Annotated in this window: 12 protein-coding genes; 6 read left to right on the top strand and 6 right to left on the bottom strand. The window is 45.4% G+C overall.

Features of this window, described 5'->3' with window-relative positions:
• The first annotated feature begins 185 nt into the window (after window positions 1-185).
• Complete coding sequence (locus EGV92_RS09955; protein WP_131669116.1) at window positions 186-1,889, top strand: MFS transporter; 1,704 nt, start codon at window positions 186-188, stop codon at window positions 1,887-1,889.
• Window positions 1,890-1,993: 104 nt separating this feature from the next.
• Window positions 1,994-3,370 (top strand): HlyD family secretion protein, encoded by a 1,377-nt coding sequence (locus EGV92_RS09950; protein WP_131669115.1) that lies wholly within the window; start codon window positions 1,994-1,996, stop codon window positions 3,368-3,370.
• Between the two features lie 202 nt (window positions 3,371-3,572).
• Here the strand turns inward: EGV92_RS09950 and pdxH are convergent, their stop codons facing one another.
• From pdxH to cysS, 5 genes are all read right to left on the bottom strand, one after another.
• A complete protein-coding gene (gene pdxH / locus EGV92_RS09945) occupies window positions 3,573-4,223 on the bottom strand; it encodes a pyridoxamine 5'-phosphate oxidase (protein ID WP_131669114.1) in 651 nt (216 codons plus the stop codon).
• A 129-nt stretch (window positions 4,224-4,352) separates the two neighbouring features.
• Entirely contained in the window at window positions 4,353-5,723 is a 1,371-nt protein-coding gene (glmM, locus tag EGV92_RS09940) for a phosphoglucosamine mutase (RefSeq protein WP_131669113.1), read from the bottom strand.
• Between the two features lie 229 nt (window positions 5,724-5,952).
• The gene (gene guaB, locus EGV92_RS09935; RefSeq protein ID WP_131669112.1) at window positions 5,953-7,425 is read right to left on the bottom strand and encodes an IMP dehydrogenase; all 1,473 of its coding nucleotides are present in this window, start codon (window positions 7,423-7,425) and stop codon (window positions 5,953-5,955) included.
• Between the two features lie 325 nt (window positions 7,426-7,750).
• A complete protein-coding gene (locus EGV92_RS09930; RefSeq protein ID WP_242678689.1) occupies window positions 7,751-9,883 on the bottom strand; it encodes a mechanosensitive ion channel family protein in 2,133 nt (710 codons plus the stop codon).
• A gap of 313 nt (window positions 9,884-10,196) precedes the next feature.
• Complete coding sequence (cysS, locus tag EGV92_RS09925; RefSeq protein WP_423227910.1) at window positions 10,197-11,630, bottom strand: cysteine--tRNA ligase; 1,434 nt, start codon at window positions 11,628-11,630, stop codon at window positions 10,197-10,199.
• A gap of 278 nt (window positions 11,631-11,908) precedes the next feature.
• Here cysS and EGV92_RS09920 point away from each other — a divergent pair, with 278 nt between their 5' ends.
• A complete protein-coding gene (locus EGV92_RS09920; RefSeq protein ID WP_131669110.1) occupies window positions 11,909-12,541 on the top strand; it encodes a cob(I)yrinic acid a,c-diamide adenosyltransferase in 633 nt (210 codons plus the stop codon).
• 267 nt (window positions 12,542-12,808) lie between these two features.
• Here the strand turns inward: EGV92_RS09920 and EGV92_RS09915 are convergent, their stop codons facing one another.
• The gene (locus tag EGV92_RS09915; RefSeq protein ID WP_131669109.1) at window positions 12,809-13,819 is read right to left on the bottom strand and encodes a hypothetical protein; all 1,011 of its coding nucleotides are present in this window, start codon (window positions 13,817-13,819) and stop codon (window positions 12,809-12,811) included.
• Window positions 13,820-14,637: 818 nt separating this feature from the next.
• Between EGV92_RS09915 and EGV92_RS09910 the strand changes: the two genes are divergently transcribed.
• The 3 genes from EGV92_RS09910 to EGV92_RS09900 all read left to right on the top strand — a co-directional run bounded on the left by EGV92_RS09910 (window position 14,638) and on the right by EGV92_RS09900 (window position 18,959).
• On the top strand, window positions 14,638-15,486 hold the full coding sequence (locus EGV92_RS09910) for a glycerophosphodiester phosphodiesterase (RefSeq protein ID WP_242678688.1): 849 nt from the start codon (window positions 14,638-14,640) through the stop codon (window positions 15,484-15,486).
• A 192-nt stretch (window positions 15,487-15,678) separates the two neighbouring features.
• Entirely contained in the window at window positions 15,679-17,094 is a 1,416-nt protein-coding gene (locus EGV92_RS09905; protein ID WP_131669108.1) for a fatty acid desaturase, read from the top strand.
• A gap of 272 nt (window positions 17,095-17,366) precedes the next feature.
• Window positions 17,367-18,959 (top strand): protein adenylyltransferase SelO, encoded by a 1,593-nt coding sequence (locus EGV92_RS09900; RefSeq protein WP_131669107.1) that lies wholly within the window; start codon window positions 17,367-17,369, stop codon window positions 18,957-18,959.
• Window positions 18,960-19,347 lie beyond the last annotated feature (388 nt).

Below are 19,347 nucleotides of genomic sequence, written 5' to 3'. Positions count from 1 at the left end.
AGCTGGAGGTAGCTGCTAACGACACCCTACTCGTTCAGTCCCCCCTAAATAGCTATTTAATAATTTATATAGTTGTTATTTATGCAGTCGCTATTTATTTAACAGCGATAGACCCAATAAATAATGCTTAGACTTTCATTATTGTAGTTATTGTTACTTCTTTCAATATAATGCGTTAGCCCTCTATGAGCACCGACTATCAATTTAAGCCTCATGAGCAGCCCATCATGGTCGGCTCGCCTGCTAATCCAGACCACCCCACCCTGCGTAAATTTTGCTATCTACTCGTGGGCATTCTCATTGGCATCACGGCTGGGTTTCAAAATGGTTTGCTGGTGGCCAATTTGAGTCAGATTCAAGGGGTATTTGGATTAACACCGGTAGAGGGCGGCTGGATCTCCGTCGCGTACAATATGACCAATGCTTGTATTACCGTACTGCTATACAAGATACGTCAGCAGTTCGGTATGGCATTATTTACCAAAGCCACGCTGATATGCTTATTATTGGCTAATGTCTTACAGTGGCTTGCCAGTAGTGATGTGCTCTTATCAGGATGGCTGCCTTTGTCCACTTGGTTGGACCCTTATCATTTAGAGCTGTTTGCTCGCGGTCTTAGTGGTATGGTCGCCAGTGCTATGACCATTCTCTCTATTTTTTATTGCCTACAAGGCATGCCGACGGCCAAGCGTATTAGTGGTCTGATTATAGGCTTTGGTCTATTGCAGTTTGGTGTGCCTTTATCACGCATTGTCTCTCCATACATGGCAGCAGATGGCCAACTTGAATGGCTGTTCTTGTTTCAATTTGGCCTATCACTGATCTGCTTTGGGGCGATGAATTTATTAGAGCTGCCACCAGGTATCACCCAAAAGGTATTTGAAAAGCTAGATTTCTTAAGTTTTGCCTTATTGGCGATTGGACTGGCGTCTTTAGCGGTATTTTTAGTGCAAGGGCGAATATTATGGTGGGACACGCCGTGGCTAGGTTTTCCCCTGATGATAGCCCTAGTAACCATTACCACTGGCCTCTGGATTGAAACTCACCGTAAAAACCCGATGTTACAAGTTCGCTGGATGCGCAGTCGAACTATATTGGCCTTTATGATTACTGGCGCTATGCTACGACTGCTACTCTCCGAGCAGACCGTTGGTACTGCGGGGCTATTAAATGCCTTGGGCTATGGTCGCGACCAACTTATCTACTATTATGGCGTCATATTGGTCGCTAGCATATTATCGCTGGTCATTAGTGCTTGGCGGACCAATGCTACAGAGCTGCGTCGTCCAGTAATTTTTGCCGTTACCCTTATTGCTATCGGCGCGTGGATTGATACTGGGGTAGCTATAGACTCTACGCCAGAGATGTTTTATTTGAGTCAATTTATTATTGCCTTTGCCGCTATTTATTTTATGGGTCCTATGGTTTTTGAGGGAATGTTTCGTGCTATTGCTAATGGCCCAGCTTATATCATTAGCTTTTCAGTGATTTTTAGCATCTCTCAAACTGTGGGTGGTCTCGCCGGAGCAGCCGCCATTCAGGCTTTTACCACGATTCGCACCCAGTCCCACTACTTAGATATGATCAGTACCATGAATTGGGGTGACCCAGTGCTGTCCGCACAAATCAAAGGCGCAACCAGCGCTATGATGCCTATGACGCCTGATATTACACAGGCAAGTACCATAGCTGGCGGACAGATACTTCAAGGCATAAGGCGTGAAGCTATGGTGGCAGCCTATAATGATCTTTTTCTCATCATAGCGCTGGCCAGCACCCTTACCGCCATTGTGCTACTGATGAACTATGCCTATTATCGCCATAAGAAGCTCAACCCCTTGGCCAAAGAGCTACAGATCTTAGCCAAAATGCGTGAGAACAGATCCTAATTTCAATTCTATCTTTTACTAGCATCCTATTAGCCATCACTTTGTAATGAATGATGGTGAAACATTTTTAGATAAATATCGTTTTAGTCCGACAGGAGATCCCGATGAGTCCAGCGCCCAAAGCGGCAGAATCTATAGCGTCAGAGCGTAACGACACAAGCTCGACAAGCCATCGAGAAGTGACCGACTCTACTAGAGGGATGACAGACAATAGTCCCTCATCATCGACTGTTGACGAGCATAGTAAAGTTGCTAGCTCTAAGCCTAACTCTGCTAATTCCACCACCAATATACCCGTAGTCGATCACAAGCTAAAGAGCGATGCAGAAAAAGGAAAGGACCAAGCAGCTGACATTACTATTGACGTCAATACGGACGGTGGCGGGCCACCAAAAGAGCCTATCCCCTCAGCAGCAAGCTGGTCTCCTAAGAAGAAGTCTTGGCTCAGTATCTTGCTCTTTGTGAGCTTCATAGTCATCGGTGTATTACTTATATTATACACTTGGAAGCTGCCACCATTTATCCCCACTGTTCAGCATACTGATAATGCCTTTATCAAAGGCAGAACCACTGTTATCAGCCCACAGATTTCTGGCTATGTTACGCAAGTGATGGTCAATGACTTTGCTGCGGTAAAAGCCGGTGATGTACTGGTAAAATTAGATGACCGCAACTTTAAGCAGCAGTTAGAGCAAGCTCAGGCCAATATTGAAGTGACATTGACCGACTTATCGACGAATGATCAGGATGCAGCAACCAGTCAAGCGCAAATCAATGCCCGAATGGCCGACTTAAATAGCGCCAAAGTTAGCGTGGCGAGTGCCGCTCAAGACGTGGCACGCTATGAAGGTCTAGATGAGATTGGTGCCGTCTCAAAGGCAGAAGTCATGCACACAAGAGCGCAGCTGGCTCAAGCTCAAGCTGAGGTGCAGCAAGCCCAAGCCAACTTACAAGCCGCCATAGAAGCAGCTAAAAAGACCAGTGGCAGTAAGGCCTCCTTAGAGGCCAAAGTCCAAAACGCTGAAGCTGCTGCCAAACAAGCTCAGCTAAACCTTGATAACACCATAATTAGCGCACCAGAATCAGGTCAGCTAAGTCAGGTCAGTGTCAAGCCCGGACAATATGTGAATGCAGGCACGCAGCTGATGTATATCGTCCCTGATGGGGTTTGGGTGATTGCTAACTTCAAGGAAACTCAGGTTAAGAATATTCACATTGGCGAGCCTGCCAATATACGCGTTGATGCTTTAGGGGGTCAGACCTTCAGCGGTCATGTGAGTAATATCTCACCTGCCACGGGTAGCGAGTTTAGTGCGGGCGCTAACAATCCAGCAACGGGCAACTATATAAAAGTTGCACAAAGGATTCCGGTACGTATTGACTTGGATGCCAATCAGAGTGGTCTCAATCAGTTGCGCCCCGGTATGTCAGTGACCGCCAGCGTCGATACAGAGTCTAATACTTTGATAAAATCTCGCTAGTACAAAAACTCTACCACCCAACGATTTTTTAAGTTTACTTTACTTAAGCTCAATCTTGTTGTAGAGAAAACCTTAAAAGAATTGGCTTTAAAACGCTCAAACAACCGACTGTACCAAGAATAAAAACCCCCCTTTATAGGCTGATAAAGGGGGGGGGGTTATTAGCAAACGCTCGACTAGCCTTTAATGGCAAGCTTAGACTTTACGGCAATAGGCGCTTGGTCATCCAGCCACCACCTTGTTGCTGGCTATAGACAATGCGGTCATGCATCCGATTGGCACGACCTTGCCAAAACTCGACCTCGTGCGCGCTCAGCTCATACCCACCCCAAAACTCTGGGGTCGGCACATGACTGCCTTCAGGGTATTGCTGCTTTAATTCAGCAAATCGAGCCTCCATCACCTCACGAGACGATACTACGCCACTTTGTGGTTCACTAACCCAAGCAGCTAACTGACTGTCATGCGGGCGCTTATGAAAATAGGCGTCAGTTTTAGTCTGGGCCACTTTAGTAATTCGACCACGGATACGCACTTGCCGCTGCATCTCATGCCAAAAGAACAAGACTTCAGCATTAGGATTTTCAGTGAAATCTTGGCCTTTGGCACTCTCATAATTGGTATAGAACACGATACCTGATTCTGTGATCTCGCGCATCAACACAATACGCACCCCAGGTTGACCATCTGCGCCGCAGGTCGCTAGACTCATGGCATACGGCTCCGGAACTGCTTGAGCTATTGCTTCATCCAACCAGACTTGCAATAAATCGAGCGGCGCGCTAGGCAACTGCTGGCTATCGAGCGTCCCCTTCTCATACGAGAGGCGCTGATCGGTAAAGTCTTTGCTCATATCCTACTCCTATTGATAACGTCAAACTTGATGCTTGTAGCAGTTATAATTCTAAATTTAGTTGACAGCTTAAGACGCTAAATTCTCACAACTGCCCACGGCTAGCATGAGCTGTACAGCCCCACTGACTTATTGTCCTAATACACTTTGAATCTTATCCGCCAGCTCATTAGCCATAACGTCGCACTCGATCTCATCATCTGACTCAACCATGACCCGAATGACAGGCTCGGTACCTGATTTACGAATGAGTAACCGACCACGACCTTCTAAAGTCGCCGTAGCCGCCTTAAAAGTATCGACCAGCTCTTGGTGCTCATATGGGTCTTGCATGGTTTTTAGGCGTACGTTGACCAGCTTTTGCGGCAATAGCGTAAAGTCCTCTGTCAATTGAGCTAAGTTCTTGCCTGTCTCTTTCATAATCGCTAGTACCTGCAGCCCTGCCACAATAGCATCTCCAGTACGGCTCTTATCTAAGCAAAGAATGTGCCCTGATGGCTCACCACCGATGATCCAGCCCTGAGCCTCTAAGCCTTGCATGACATATCGATCACCGACCTTAGCTCGATCAAAGCTAATGCCTGCCTTTTTAAGTGCCAGCTCTAACGCCATATTGCTCATTTGAGTGCCGACTACCCCAGCGACATGAGTAGAGGCTTGGGTTGCCAGTATAAAAAGAATGCCATCACCATCGACGATTTTGCCATGCGCATCCACCATGACAATACGGTCTCCATCGCCATCAAGCGCGATACCGACATCAGCACCATGCTCTAGCACTGCTGCTTGCAAGGTTTCAGGGTGCGTGGAACCGCAGCCATCATTAATATTGACGCCATTGGGTTTATTATGAATCGCTATTACTGTGGCACCAAGCTCACGGAAGACTCGCGGCGCGACACTATAGCCTGCGCCATTAGCACAATCCACAACGATGGTCATACCGCTTAAATCATGCTGATAAGGAAAGCTGCCCTTACAGAACTCAATATAGCGACCTTTGGCGTCATCGACACGGTGATTTTTCCCTAATGCAGCGGGATCATGGATAGGCATGACAATATCAGACTTACTCTCAGTGTCTAAAATAGCAGCAAGCTTGGTATTGATTGCCTCTTGCATACTATCAGACAGTTTGCGCCCGTCAGCCGTAAAGAATTTTATCCCATTGTCTTGATAGGGGTTGTGCGACGCCGAAATCACCACACCTGCATCCGCGTGAAAGCTGCGTGTAAGGTGAGCAATTGCTGGTGTTGGTAGTGGACCTAGCATATAAACGTCGACACCAGCAGCATTAAATCCAGCTTGCAAAGCAGCTTCAATAACATACCCTGATAGCCGCGTGTCTTTTCCGATAACGACGCTAGGTCTACGCTCTGGCTGAGCATTATTTTCAATGAGCACCTGACCGGTGACATAGCCAAGCTTTAAGAGAAAGTCGGGCGTGATCGGTGCCTGACCAAATTGACCACGAATGCCATCGGTACCAAAATAGCTCATGATTGAGTGTCCTTATTATAGGGTTTAAATCGTAATTGCTGAGAGGATTGCAACGAGTATAGATAATAGAGAGTTTTGAGATATAAAGCTGCAGTAAGTCAACAACACTAGATAAGTTTTATTCTACAAAAAAACAGCCAACAAAGCACTAACCTTGTTGACTGTTCTTTAAATTGATCACTGATAATAAAAGCAAACAGTACAGTTACCAGTAACGCCTATACCGCTATTAGTTGACACGGTAGTTAGGGGCTTCTTTAGTAATCTGCACATCATGAACATGAGACTCTTTCATACCTGCAGAAGTCACTTTAATGAACTGCGGCTGACTGCGCATCTCATCAATTGTGGCGCAGCCAGTGTAGCCCATTGAAGAGCGTAGACCACCGACCAACTGATTGATGATACCATTAACTGGGCCTTTATAAGGCACTCGGCCTTCAATACCTTCTGGTACTAACTTCTCTACCCCATCTTTAGCATCTTGGAAATAGCGATCTGATGAGCCATTTTGACCAGACATAGCGCCTAAGCTACCCATACCGCGGTAAGCTTTGTAATAGCGGCCTTGGAACAACTCGACCTCACCTGGTGCTTCTTCGGTACCAGCAAGTAATGAGCCGACCATAATGCACGAGGCACCAGCAGCAATAGCTTTGGCCATGTCACCAGAAAAGCGAATTCCGCCATCAGCGATTAAAGGAATGCTATCTTTTAGCGCACTCGCCACATTATCAATAGCTGAGATCTGCGGCACACCGATACCAGCGATAATACGAGTGGTACAGATTGAACCAGGGCCGATACCTACCTTGACAGCATCTGCACCGGCATCACGAAGGGCCAAAGCAGCATCACCTGTGGCGATATTACCACCAATGACTTGAATGTGCGGGAAGGTCTTTTTGATCCAAGCGACTCTATCGATTACGCCTTTTGAATGCCCATGAGCGGTATCAACAATAATCACGTCGACATCAGCAGCGACAAGCGCTTCAACACGAGACTGAGTATCTGCCCCTGTGCCAACAGCAGCGCCGACTCGAAGGCGACCTTGATTGTCTTTACAAGCATTCGGATTGTTTTCTGCTTTGGTGAAGTCGTTAACCGTGATTAAGCCGCGAAGGTTAAAGTCATCATCAATCACCACGACTTTTTCGATTCGGTGCTCATGCAGCAGCTTCTTGATATTCTCGTTACTCTCACCTTCTTTTACGGTGACCAGCTTATCTTTAGGCGTCATGACATTTCTGACAGGCTGCGACAGATTGGTCTCAAATCGTAGGTCACGGTGCGTGACGATGCCGACGACCTTGTCAGTACCACGCTCTACCACAGGCACGCCTGAGATATTATTGTCTTGAGTAATCTTCAATAGCTCACCGACACTCATCTCTGGGTGCACGGTTATAGGATCAACGACCGTACCAGCTTCAAACTTCTTAACGCGGCGTACTTGGGTGGCTTGCTTGCTAATATCCATGTTCTTGTGCAAGATACCCATACCACCAAGCTGGGCCATGGTAATGGCCATCTCTGACTCTGTCACAGTATCCATAGCAGCTGAGACCACGGGCAGATTGAGGGTGATATCACGAGTTAGGCGGGTGGAGAGGCTAGCAGACTTAGGAAGGACTTCAGAATAGGCGGGTAACAACAATACATCATCAAAGGTTAAAGCTTCATCGACAATTCGCAACATACATACCCCTTAGCGTGGTCATGGTCATTTTGGGAATGAATTCGCCAACCTTGCCAAATAAGGAAAATTGGCGAACCCATTAAAATAACGCCATATTATAACAAACTCTAGAAGTAATCACAGGACCATTTATCGATTCAACTGATAGAAGATTGACTTTGGCTTAGCTTATTGAAGCAATGATTGCTGTGAAGATTTCGCTAGATTTAAACAATATCTCTCAGTCAAATGCTAGAGGTTATTTAAGCTTAGCATTTGACTGAGTTTTAGCTTTAAAGAGCAGCGACCATCGACAACCTTAATTCACCAGCTTATGTCTACAATTTTAGAGATTGCCATTAGTGATACGTTCAATGATCCCGCCCCTTTTCGCCTTTGACTTGTTTTGCCCATCATGTCCCGCCTCAGAGCCTTTTAAAGTGAAACGCTCCGTCGGTAGATAGGCTTTTTGCTCTTCGTTTAGATAGTTCAGCATTGCTTCACGGACTTCACACTCAAGCGACCACGCATCAGCCGGATTGCTAGCGGCTACCTTACCTCGTAAGGTAATGGTATTTTCATTCACTGAAGAGACTAGCATTGCTGGCTCCGACTCACCATCCCAAAGCTCATTAGCTTTGACCACATCGACGAATTTTTGCCGGATCTCCTCAATATCTGCCCCATAATCGACATATAGGTACACAGCACTGGCTTGATGAGCATCGGTATGCGACCAGTTCTCTAATATTTCAGTGACAAAATAACGCATAGGAACGATCAGACGGCGCTCGTCCCAAGTGAGTACCACCGCATAGGTATATCGCAGATCCTCGATAGTACTCCAAATATCATTGATTATTACGGTATCGCCAATACGCACAGGCTGGGTGACAGCGACTAACATGCCAGCAATGATATTGCCTAAGATAGGCTGCGCTGCGATACCAATCACTGCACCAGCGATACCTGCCGAAGTCAATAGTGTCTTGCCAAGACCTTCTAGATTAGCAAACTCACTTAAACCAATCCAAAAGCCGCCGAGTATCATAACGAAGATAAATATCCGGCGAAAGATAGACACATAGGTTCGGCGGCGACGCTCTTTATGAAACTCCTCATCACTGAGGCTCTCGATCTGAAAATCTTGGTAACGATTGGCAAAGAAATTAATCGTACGAATACCTAGCCATAAAGTAACAATGACCAATCCCACCCAAACGATGGGTCTCGTTGAAGAAGCGATTGCATCAATGTATGGAAAAGCACCGGATACCAATGCAAATACTAAGGTAAAGCTAATAGTAAAGGTAAGTGGAACCAGTAGCTTATTAATCAGGTCAGGTAAACTGTCCTTTTTGGTGTATTTAGGATTTTCAGTATTATCACTATCGGTATACCAATTGACTAGCATGGCTGTCGCTCGGCTAATCAGCCACCCTAACCCTAGAGTCAATGAGACAAACAGCACTAATGCTAGATATTCCCAAATGGCTATACCAAAGAACCGCGCGGTAAGCCAGTTTGGCAAATACTTGGCAAATTCTGCAGGCTTGTGCTGCTCATAAAGCATCTCAATATTTTCAACCGTCTGCGCAGAAAATACCCAAATAGGCGCTGCCTCCCCCACCCGTACTCGCTCTAAAAATATAGGTACTCTTCGTGAGTTATAGTCGATATAGCCTAGTTTGATAGAGCGGCGTGGGATACCTTCAATACTACTGCCACTACCTAGGGGAGGCTCTATTAACCCATCTGCTCGATCTGGCAAATCTTCAAATAAATACAGCTTTTTTTCAGTTAATAAGAAATCAAGCTTCTTTACTAAGTCTATGGCAGAGGCCACTTGTTGATCTTTTTCTAGCAAATTCATATTGAGCGCGTAGGATGCTAGCGCAAACTTCTTTTGCATTATCGCTGTCTGAAAGAACTCTAAAGTCGCAAGCGGCGTTAAAAGGTTAACTGGCTTATCCAGCTCTGGTAGACCAGCGTTTAACGCTTCGAGAGGGTAATAAGCTTCATTATACTCACCCGTTAGCGCGAGATTGGACTGTAGCTTGAGCGCCTGCTCTCGAGTATTTTCGCCCATAGCTGCCGCCGCTACTGACAGCTCGTCCTCATCACTATCGCTCGATGAGGTATTCTTATTAAGGCCTGCAGCTACCTTACCTTCGGCCTTTGCTAGCTGCTGATCGACATACTCCGTTAAGCTCTCTGGTTTACTTTCAAGTACTTCAGACGTCTGCTTCTTAGTACCAAGAGAATCAATAGCCTGATGATGTTGATGATTAACCTCGTCAGTGGCCGATTCAGAACTCATCACCGTAGTATCAGCAGCCAGACTGGTCAGTGGCGCAGCGAATAGACTGACCACTATCAACAATAAAATGCTGACTCTCCGGATTACCGGTGCTAACACATCATTTTCACGTGCCGAGCAGTCAGTCGCTTGCTCTGACTTCATTACTACCTTGTCCATTCTTTAAATATCCTTAACGTCTTAGCAGACTTTTAAATAATTTCTTAAATCAAATCAATATGATCTTTTGGTTTGAATAGTAACTTGTCATCTTGCGTAATTACCATAAAAAACACCTACGACTTAGACCAGCGGTTAAATTCGGTTATTAGAACTAACATTGACGTGGATAGCAAAGCTATTATGAGTAGAGTGCTCAATAGATAAGCCCTATAAAGAATCAAGCCAGCATAATGCTGGCTTGATCTGTAAATGTGCAAAATCTTATTAGCGTATTACTTGAGATATAAAACTAACTCACGCTTAAACAGCTCTAGGCGCGACGCCACGTAGTACCTGCGCGGCTATCTTCAAGCTCAATACCTGCCTCTTTAAGCAATGCTCTAATCTCATCAGCACGAGCGAAGTTTTTGTTGGCTTTCGCATCGGCTCGCTCTGCTATTAGCGACTCAATCCTATCATCGCTAAACGCATCTGCCGCGGCATCACCCACCACCGACTGTAAAAAGGCTTGCGCTGGCTGCTGCAAGATATTCAGGACTTGAGCTAAGGCTTTTAACGTCATCGCTTGCTGGTGTGCTGCCGATAGATCATCAGCTTTGATTGCTTTATTGACATCACGTGCCAGACCAAACAACACGCTGATGGCCTGCGCTGAATTAAAGTCATCATTCATCGCGTTGGTAAACGCTTGCCCAGCATCACTGGCATACGCATTAGTAATATCAGCATCAGTCAATACGATCTCGCCGGACTGCTGCTCGGTCGCCTTAATCGTTTGGTACAATCGGCTTAGGCTATTATGCGCTTCATCAAGCGCACTATCAGAGAAATTGACTTGACTGCGATAGTGGCTAGACAATAAGAAAAACCTGACGGTTTCAGGATGATACTTAGCAGTCACCTCACGAATGGTAAAAAAGTTACCCAATGATTTAGACATCTTCTCACCGTCAACATTGATAAAGCCAACGTGCATCCAGTTGCGTGCGTACTCACAGCCATTTGCCGCTTCTGACTGAGCAATCTCATTTTCGTGATGCGGGAATTGCAGGTCATGACCACCGCCATGAATATCAAAGGTCGAGCCAAGACACTGATTCGACATTGCTGAGCACTCAATGTGCCAGCCTGGGCGACCTTGCCCCCAAGGAGATTCCCATTGCGGCTCACCTGGCTTGGCAGCCTTCCACAGTACAAAGTCAAATGGATTGTTCTTTTTTGACTCAATCTCTACCCTAGACCCTGCTTGCATATCCTCTAATTTACGACCCGATAACTTGCCATAGCCGGCAAATTTTTCGACCGCATAATACACATCACCATTGTCAGCAGGATAAGCATAGTCATTATCTACTAGTGTCTGGATAAGCTGATGCATATTATCGATATAGTCAGTCGCTCGAGGCTCCTTATCTGGTAATTGACAACCTAGAGCCTGCTCGTCTTCATGCATCGCCTTGATAAAACGCTCGGTCAACTCATCAATAGGCTCATTATTCTCTGCAGCACGATTGATGATTTTGTCATCAATATCAGTGATATTGCGCACATAATTGACGTCATAGCCGACCTGACGCAACCACCTTGAGATAACGTCGTAGGCCACCATGATTCGTGCATGTCCAATATGACAATAATCATATATCGTCATGCCGCACACATACATACCGACTTTACCTGCCGTCATCGGTACAAAAGGGCGTTTGCTTGAGGTCATGGAATCATAAATGCTAAGTTCAGCCATCGCATTGGGCAGAGCTTGGGACATAAATCAGTCGCCTTATTTTGATTAGTAAGTTAGTCTCATGAGTCGTTTTATTTGCAGCTAGTTAGCAAAAAAGTCAGTCAAGATGATGCAAACTACCAAAAGCTGCTTGCTACTGACTACCTTCTATCTCGCTAGTCGCTTGCTTTAAGCGGTTATCTTAGCGAAATTGACTTAAAATTGCTATTAGACTGATGGTAATTTAGCAGATGACTGGGGTATTATCAGTGCCTATACTCTTCTAACAGGGAATAACTATGGGCAATCGCCTAAGCAAAATCTATACCCGCACAGGGGACGATGGCAGTACTGGTATGGCTGATGGCCGCCGCGTCAGTAAAGCCGATCTAATATTTGAGGTGATGGGCGATATCGATGAGCTCAACTCACATCTGGGTCTGGTCCGATCACACTATCAAGAGGTCTTAAACGCTTCGGCAGACGACTCAGCTCTTAGCGCCCTGCGCGCCCAGATTGGCTCACTTAATGCACCAGACTTTGAGACGACTTTGCAGGTTCTCCAGCATCTGTTATTCAATCTCGGTGGCGAGCTTGCTATGCCGGAGTTTGAAGCCATCAGTAACGACCATACTAGCTGGATTGAGCAGCAGATAGATATTATGAATGCTCAGCTACCAGCGCTCAAAGACTTCATCTTGCCGACAGGCTCACTGCTCGTAAGCCAGCTGCATGTTACTCGTAGCATCTGTCGCCGTGCTGAGCGTCATGGTGTGGCCCTGCGGCAGCATAACCCTGATGCCATCCGCCCTACTGCCCTGACTTTTATTAACCGGCTATCAGACTGGCTATTTGTCGCCGCCCGATTCTGCTGCGCCCCTGAGCGGCGTAAAGAGGTGCTTTGGGATGCCAAAATTCTTCAATCCTTATGAGCAAGTCTTATACTCTGGCTCAATTGCGGCCTATTTAATTCTAGTCTCTTGGCTAAATATGTTAATCAAACCTCTCAATAATAAGTCGTGACTGTGATTAACTAGAATAGCAACCTCGCTAGTTTAGCCAGTGAAAGTCAGTTAATAAAAAAGCGAGATAAGCCACTAACGCCTATCTCGCTTCTTTAAATGTCACTTAAATAAGCCTGTATGACAGGCCCGTTAAACCACTACTTACCAATATAATGGCTTGATAGTCACCTATTCTTAATAGGTAGCACTTTCGTCTTCGATGATTACCATGTCGATACTATCATCAGTGGGTACCTTTAGATTTTTATTACCACTAGTATCGATGTTTGATGAGCTACTATTAGCTTGCGGCGCACTAGGCGCAGCAGGTTTATTTTCTTCAGTAGCGTTTGTTTGTGGTGCTGGCGCTGCTGGTCTAGGTGTTGGCGTGGCCGGTGCTGCTGGACGCGTTGGCGCTGTAGGCTCCGCGGGACGAGGCTGGCGAATGCGTGACTCTTCAGGAGCCGTATTACGAGCCTGTTGCGCACGGCGCTCTTGTTGAGCTTGTGCTCTTTGTGCGTTAATCGCAGCTCGGCGAGCATCAATACTGGACTGAACCAAGGCGCTTGCCATCACATCTGAGATTAGCTCTAGGATAACAGGTTGGCCCGCAATTCGAGTTTTGACGCTACCATCTTGCTGCCCGACCACATAACTAAAGCCATCATCGACTAACATATTATTATTCAGGCGGATATTTTGCTCTGCAAGACGATCTTGTAAGCTTGGACGACCCGCTGCCGCATAGACTTGATTGGCTTGATACAAGTCTTGACTAGGCAGAGTCATACTGACGCTAGCCTGACAAGTCGTCATGCCTGAGCTGGTAGTAGACTGTAAGACGCTTGGGTTTTGAATATCAATCAACACATTTCTGACTCGGCCACTTACCTCGCCTGAATCAACAGTGATATCTGCTTGGTTGGCGTACGAGCCAGCAAAGCCTTGCACTTTTTGGTTCAAGGTAGACTGTAATACCAGTTTTAGTCGATCTAGGACCATCGGGTCATCACAAGCTACGACTGGTACGCTTTGTGTTTGCCCATCAGTGGCAACTGGCTCACCTTCTTGAGCAGTGGTTGTGTCGGCAGTCTCTTTTTCGCTTCGATCACAGCCTGTTAAGGCCAAAGTGCTGATCAATCCAACGCCGGCTAGTGCTAACCAACCTGACTGTTTATGCTTTTTGCAATTCTCTGCGAAGTTCATAATGACCTCATATTAATATTAATAGTAACGGTTTGATAGGCAATACATTTATCAGTGCTTATTTGCGCTTGGCTTAGCTTTAATTAGATAAGCTAATGTTATGTCAGTACCGAGTATACAAGTGCAGATAGCAGCTATTTTTATAGTAGCCGCGCCAATCAGCTTCTTTTAATTGCAGCTATACCTATAGCAGATGCACTAGAGCTAGCCCTAGTACGCTAAGAAGGTACTTAGTGACGCTATAGTGAGTTCAATTTAAAAAGAGTGTAGTGATGCTGGGATGAATTTTTGTAGCCTCTGCCAGCGTACTCGCAGCAAGCAAGAAAAATCTATACCCGTATTATGTCCGAAATTACTCGTATCACTGATAGTTCAATCTGACTCAATAGTAGATAGAACAAAATTGGCTTACTAAAACCAACTCAATACCTCTAAACGCCGGATTCTCAAAAATTGACTCTATATCTTTACTTTATCAATAGTGATTTTATTGTCTAAACAAATGATAAGAGTTTATTCGATTACCCTAAAAGACAAGGACTGCTAATCCTATTGTGCCAATTTATACGCCTACTGATAGGACAAAAAATACTGCCTTTGTTGATATTTTACTGTCATAAAATTTCGTTATTATACGAGGTTTTATAGCCTTGTTCATTATTAACTTTTTGGCTTGATACCAGTAATTACAACTATTCTATTGACCTCTGCAAAAAGCATCAATACGTTTAAAAAATGACCAAGACGTTTAGCAAGATCTGCACCCAAGTTTGGCCTAACATAACACCTCTTTATAGCACCTACTCTGGATAAATTACATGGCAACAATGGATAATTATAACCTCGTCAAACATCAGCAAGGCGGTATCAACAAACGATCCGCTCCTCTCCTATTGGGTCATCGCGGCGCTCGAGCTGAAATGACAGAAAACATGCCAGCAGCCATCACCCACGTCTGTCACCTGCAAGCGTATGGTCTCTCTGGTATTGAATTTGACGTTCAATTAAGTGCTGATGGTCAGCTGGTCATATTTCACGATGATTCGCTAGTCAGATTGGCAGGGCATCAGTCCCGAGTAGATCAATTGACGCTTGCAGAGATTCGCCGAGTTCGTATTCAAGGTCAATCTATCTTCGCCCTTAATGACCTCTTGACCTACCCACTTCAACCGAACCCGCTCACTCCTAATGCAGCAGCGAGCTATCTTCCATCGAGCATCTATCAGGCGATGATGAGCTTTGAGCATATCGAGCTTGAGGTTAAGACTCATGAGCGGACCAACTACTCCGCTCTGCTGCGTGCACTTGAAGATAGTCTTATTGGTAGTCAGATAGCGCAGCTGCCGATAGTACTAACCAGCTTCGATCAGCAGTTATTAGCCTTATTACCGCTCAACCGTAAACTGTCCGCCATTCCACGCGGACTCTTGAGCGAAAATCCAGCCATGATGGCTGATCTGGGTCATATTGCAAGACGACTGGGCTGTAGCCAGGTAGGCATCTATTATCCCCTAATTGATGCTGTATTAATGCGACGCTGTCACCGCTTAGATCTCTCCGTTAGCGCGTGGACTGTCAACGATGTTGATGAGGCTAGAAGGCTCAGAAAACTTGGGGTTGATACGCTAATCACCGATTATCCTACTGCATTTATTACTTCCCTATAACCTCGCATAATATTAAGTATTTTATGCTAATGACTCTATTTATTTAAGCTTTATTAAATAAGCAAAAATTATACATCCAGACATACTGTAGTAATGATTCTTGCGTCACTATTTTTTAGTGTATAACCGTTCACTTTTATCAATGATTAGCGTATCATAAAGACATAATACGTAGTCTACTTAGGAACGCTTATGTTAGCGAAACTTGTGATTAATTTGCCACTTAAAAGCCTCCGCGCTGCCATGCAAGCTTCATCTTCATTGATTGAGGTCGCAGGAGCAAAAGCCTTGCAGCTGAAGTCTCAGTTGAACAACACAGCTGATAATGTCGCTAATTCTGCCCAGTCTGCAGCGGCAAATGTACCTCGCTTAGAGGCAAAGATATCGTCTGATGTCGCTGCAAAAACTGCTCCAGACTTGTCAGATACTGAAGTCAAAGAATGGCAGTTTAAGCATGCGCCTATTAATTGGATTCCGGCTGCGGTACTCATCTCGACGCCGCTTGCTGCCGCCATTATTACCCCATGGTATTTAATGACTCATAAAGTCAGTGCGCCTGTGTGGGGAGTATTTGGTGCCTTTATGGTATGGACAGGCCTTAGTATCACTACCGGCTATCATCGTCTTATGGCACACCGTGCTTATAAAGCCCATCCTTTGGTTCGCAATTTCTTCTTAGTGGGGGCTACGCTTGCCGTTCAGGGTTCTGCCTTTGACTGGTGTGCCGGTCACCGTATTCATCACCGTTATGTCGACGATCCAATGGAAGACCCGTATTCTGCCAAACGCGGTTTTTGGTTTAGCCATATTGGTTGGATGCTTCGTGAATATCCCAGTGGTAAGTTTGACTACAAAAATATTCCTGACTTAACCAAAGATAAAGTACTTCAGATTCAGCACAAGTACTATGGCTTATGGGTATTAGCGGCGAATATTGGTATTGTCAGCGCTGTAGGTTGGCTTGTCGGTGACGTTTGGGGGACTTTGGTACTTGCAGGACTACTACGTCTAGTATTAACCCATCACTTTACCTTCTTCATTAACTCTTTATGCCACATGTATGGAAGCCGACCTTATACCGATACCAACACGGCACGTGATAACTTCTTACTGGCTATCTTTACTTGGGGCGAGGGTTATCATAACTATCATCACTTCTTCCAGTATGACTTCCGAAATGGCGTAAAATGGTGGCAGTATGACCCAACTAAATGGACAATCTTAGCTTTATCTAAGCTTGGTCTGGCTAGTGATCTACGTACAGTCGATGACTTGACGATTAAACATGCTGAAGTAAATATGCAGTTTAAAGAAGCTCAGTCGCATATTGATAAGTTGCCACAGAATCCCCTCGATATCGGTCAAAAAATGCATCAATTCAAAGATCGTATTAAGTTTGAATACGATGCCTTTACCGAGACTGTAGAGGAATGGCAAGCGCTCAAAGCCAAAGCTATTGAGATGAAAAAGAACGAATTTGCTGACCGTTTACATGAAGTTGACGACGTACTTAAGCATGAATACGCTAGGATTGAAAAGAAAATCTTGGCTCACAATGACAACCTTCGTAAAGCCTTTAAACATATCGGCTACCGAGCAGCTCAGTAAGTTATTTTAATTGGTTTCTCCTACCCTTTATTCTAGTGAATAAGGGGTTTTTTTATTTTTAGTTCCCCAAGTTAATTCTTATAATTAGCAATATTAGCTACTGTCACAATTCTCGCTTAGCTTAACCAACCGCTCATTAGTCATCTACTTACCGAAACCCTAAGGCAGTACTCTTAAAATGGGCTACACTGTGATAGAGTGATTAGCCTTGATTTACAATTACTCCTTGGCTTTGTCTTTTTTTACACCCCTACTGCCCGTGGCACAAAACTATGAAATATCAAAACAGCTATGTCTGCCTAGACCCTAGGCTTTTTAATCGTCAGCCGCCTACGCCGCTTGATAACCCAAAAGCCGGCCATTTCAATTTGCAAGTTGCGGAGCGTTTGGGTTGGTGCGATGATGACACATTGACGACGCGCTGGGTGGATATCTTAGGTGGTCACTATGTCCCAGAAGCATTCGAGCCACTCGCTATGGCTTATGCCGGGCATCAGTTTGGTCAATGGGCAGGTCAGCTCGGTGACGGCCGTGGTCTCTTGATGGCCCAAGTCATTGACAAGCAGGGCAAGCTTAATGATCTACATCTCAAAGGCAGCGGACTAACGCCGTATTCACGGATGGGGGATGGCCGAGCGGTGCTACGCAGTACGATTCGTGAGTACCTCTGTGGTCATGCGCTGAATCAGTTGGGTATTGCTTCCTCAAATGCACTGGGCTTCGTGGTATCCGACACCCCTGTACGCCGTGAGCGTATGGAGCAAGGTGCAGCGCTAATGCGAGTGGCAGATTGCCATGTTCGCTTAGGACATGTGGAGTGGATTGCTAGTTTTGCGCCTGATCTATTGGCAGAATTCACTGACTATATGCTCGATACCTATTATCCGGAGTGTCGCAATGAGACCAACCCTATCGCTGCATTTTTGACTGCGGTGGTCACGCGTACCGCGAAGATGATTGCCGACTGGCAGTTGATTGGCTTTGCTCATGGCGTCATGAATACTGATAATCTATCGATAACTGGTCGCACTCTCGACTTCGGGCCATTTGGCTTTATGGAGCGCTTTGATCCAGCGTGGATCAACAACCACTCAGACCATACCGGTCGCTATAGCTATCAAAACCAGCCGGCCATCGGTCATTGGAACCTCAATATCTGGCTGCCTCATTTTATGCGCTTGCCTACCCTAGACCGAGATACTTTAGCCGAATGCCTCGCCCCTTACGAGTCAGCATTCATGACACACTACCAACAAGGCTTATGTCGTAAGCTTGGCCTACCCTATTCACGCGATAGTTTAGCGATAGCCTTTGACTGGCTCAGCTTACTTGAAGACCATAAGCTCGACTACACCAATAGTTTCCGAGCTTTGAGTGGGCTGATATCCTCAATGTTAGACAACAATGCCACCAATAATGCCAATAATGAAGCCGACACTGATGATGGCTCTAATGCTACAGATATTGATAATAGGCAAAAATACGATAACCGTCTTGAACAGACTAACCGTCATGATCAACAGCTACTCGCGACTTTAGAGTCCGAACTCAGCGGTGCAGCCGTGGCAAATTGGCAAGACTGGAAAAAGCGCTATTTGGCGCACATTCATGCAAATGACGATAACCTTACCAACTCTCTGAAAACTGCATTAGAGATCATGCAAAAAGAAAACCCAGTTTATATCTTACGCAACTCTATGGCTCAGCGCGCTATAGATCAGGGCGAATTGGGGGATTTTACTGAAGTTGATCGCTTATATAAGCTGTTAACGCAGCCTTACAGCGTCCAGACTATCGCTTTACCTTCCGACACCACAGCACCCGAACCCGGCGCGCCCATGTTGCCTATTAGTTGCTCCTCTTAAGCACATGTTGCAGAATAATAGATATGCTGGAGGATAAGCGAACTCTTGCAGAATAGTAGAAAAATAGAGCCTAGCTTAGAGCCTAGTTTGCGAAGACATTTTATATTAGCTATTAGTGTCTATTTAGCGACAATTGCAGCTTAGCAAGCTTGAGTTAAGCCAAGGTAACTATAAATAACCTAAAATAACTTAATTTTAGCCTTTTATGGGTCCTCGACTGGTCAGTGAAATATTAATGATGCTAAAATACTTTACCAATAGCTTTGTTACCCCTTTTCGGACTTAGTTTTCTACTGAATGATGTATAAATTTCGCGGCAATCACTAGTATTCAGTCATTAACTAGCTAAAGATAATGCAATACTAATATATGTGCTGCGGTAAACCTT

This window comes from Psychrobacter pygoscelis (genome assembly GCF_004335015.1).
Classification (GTDB): domain Bacteria; phylum Pseudomonadota; class Gammaproteobacteria; order Pseudomonadales; family Moraxellaceae; genus Psychrobacter; species Psychrobacter pygoscelis.
Note: the sequence above shows the minus strand (reverse complement) of the source record. Positions and strands in the feature narration are given on the sequence as shown.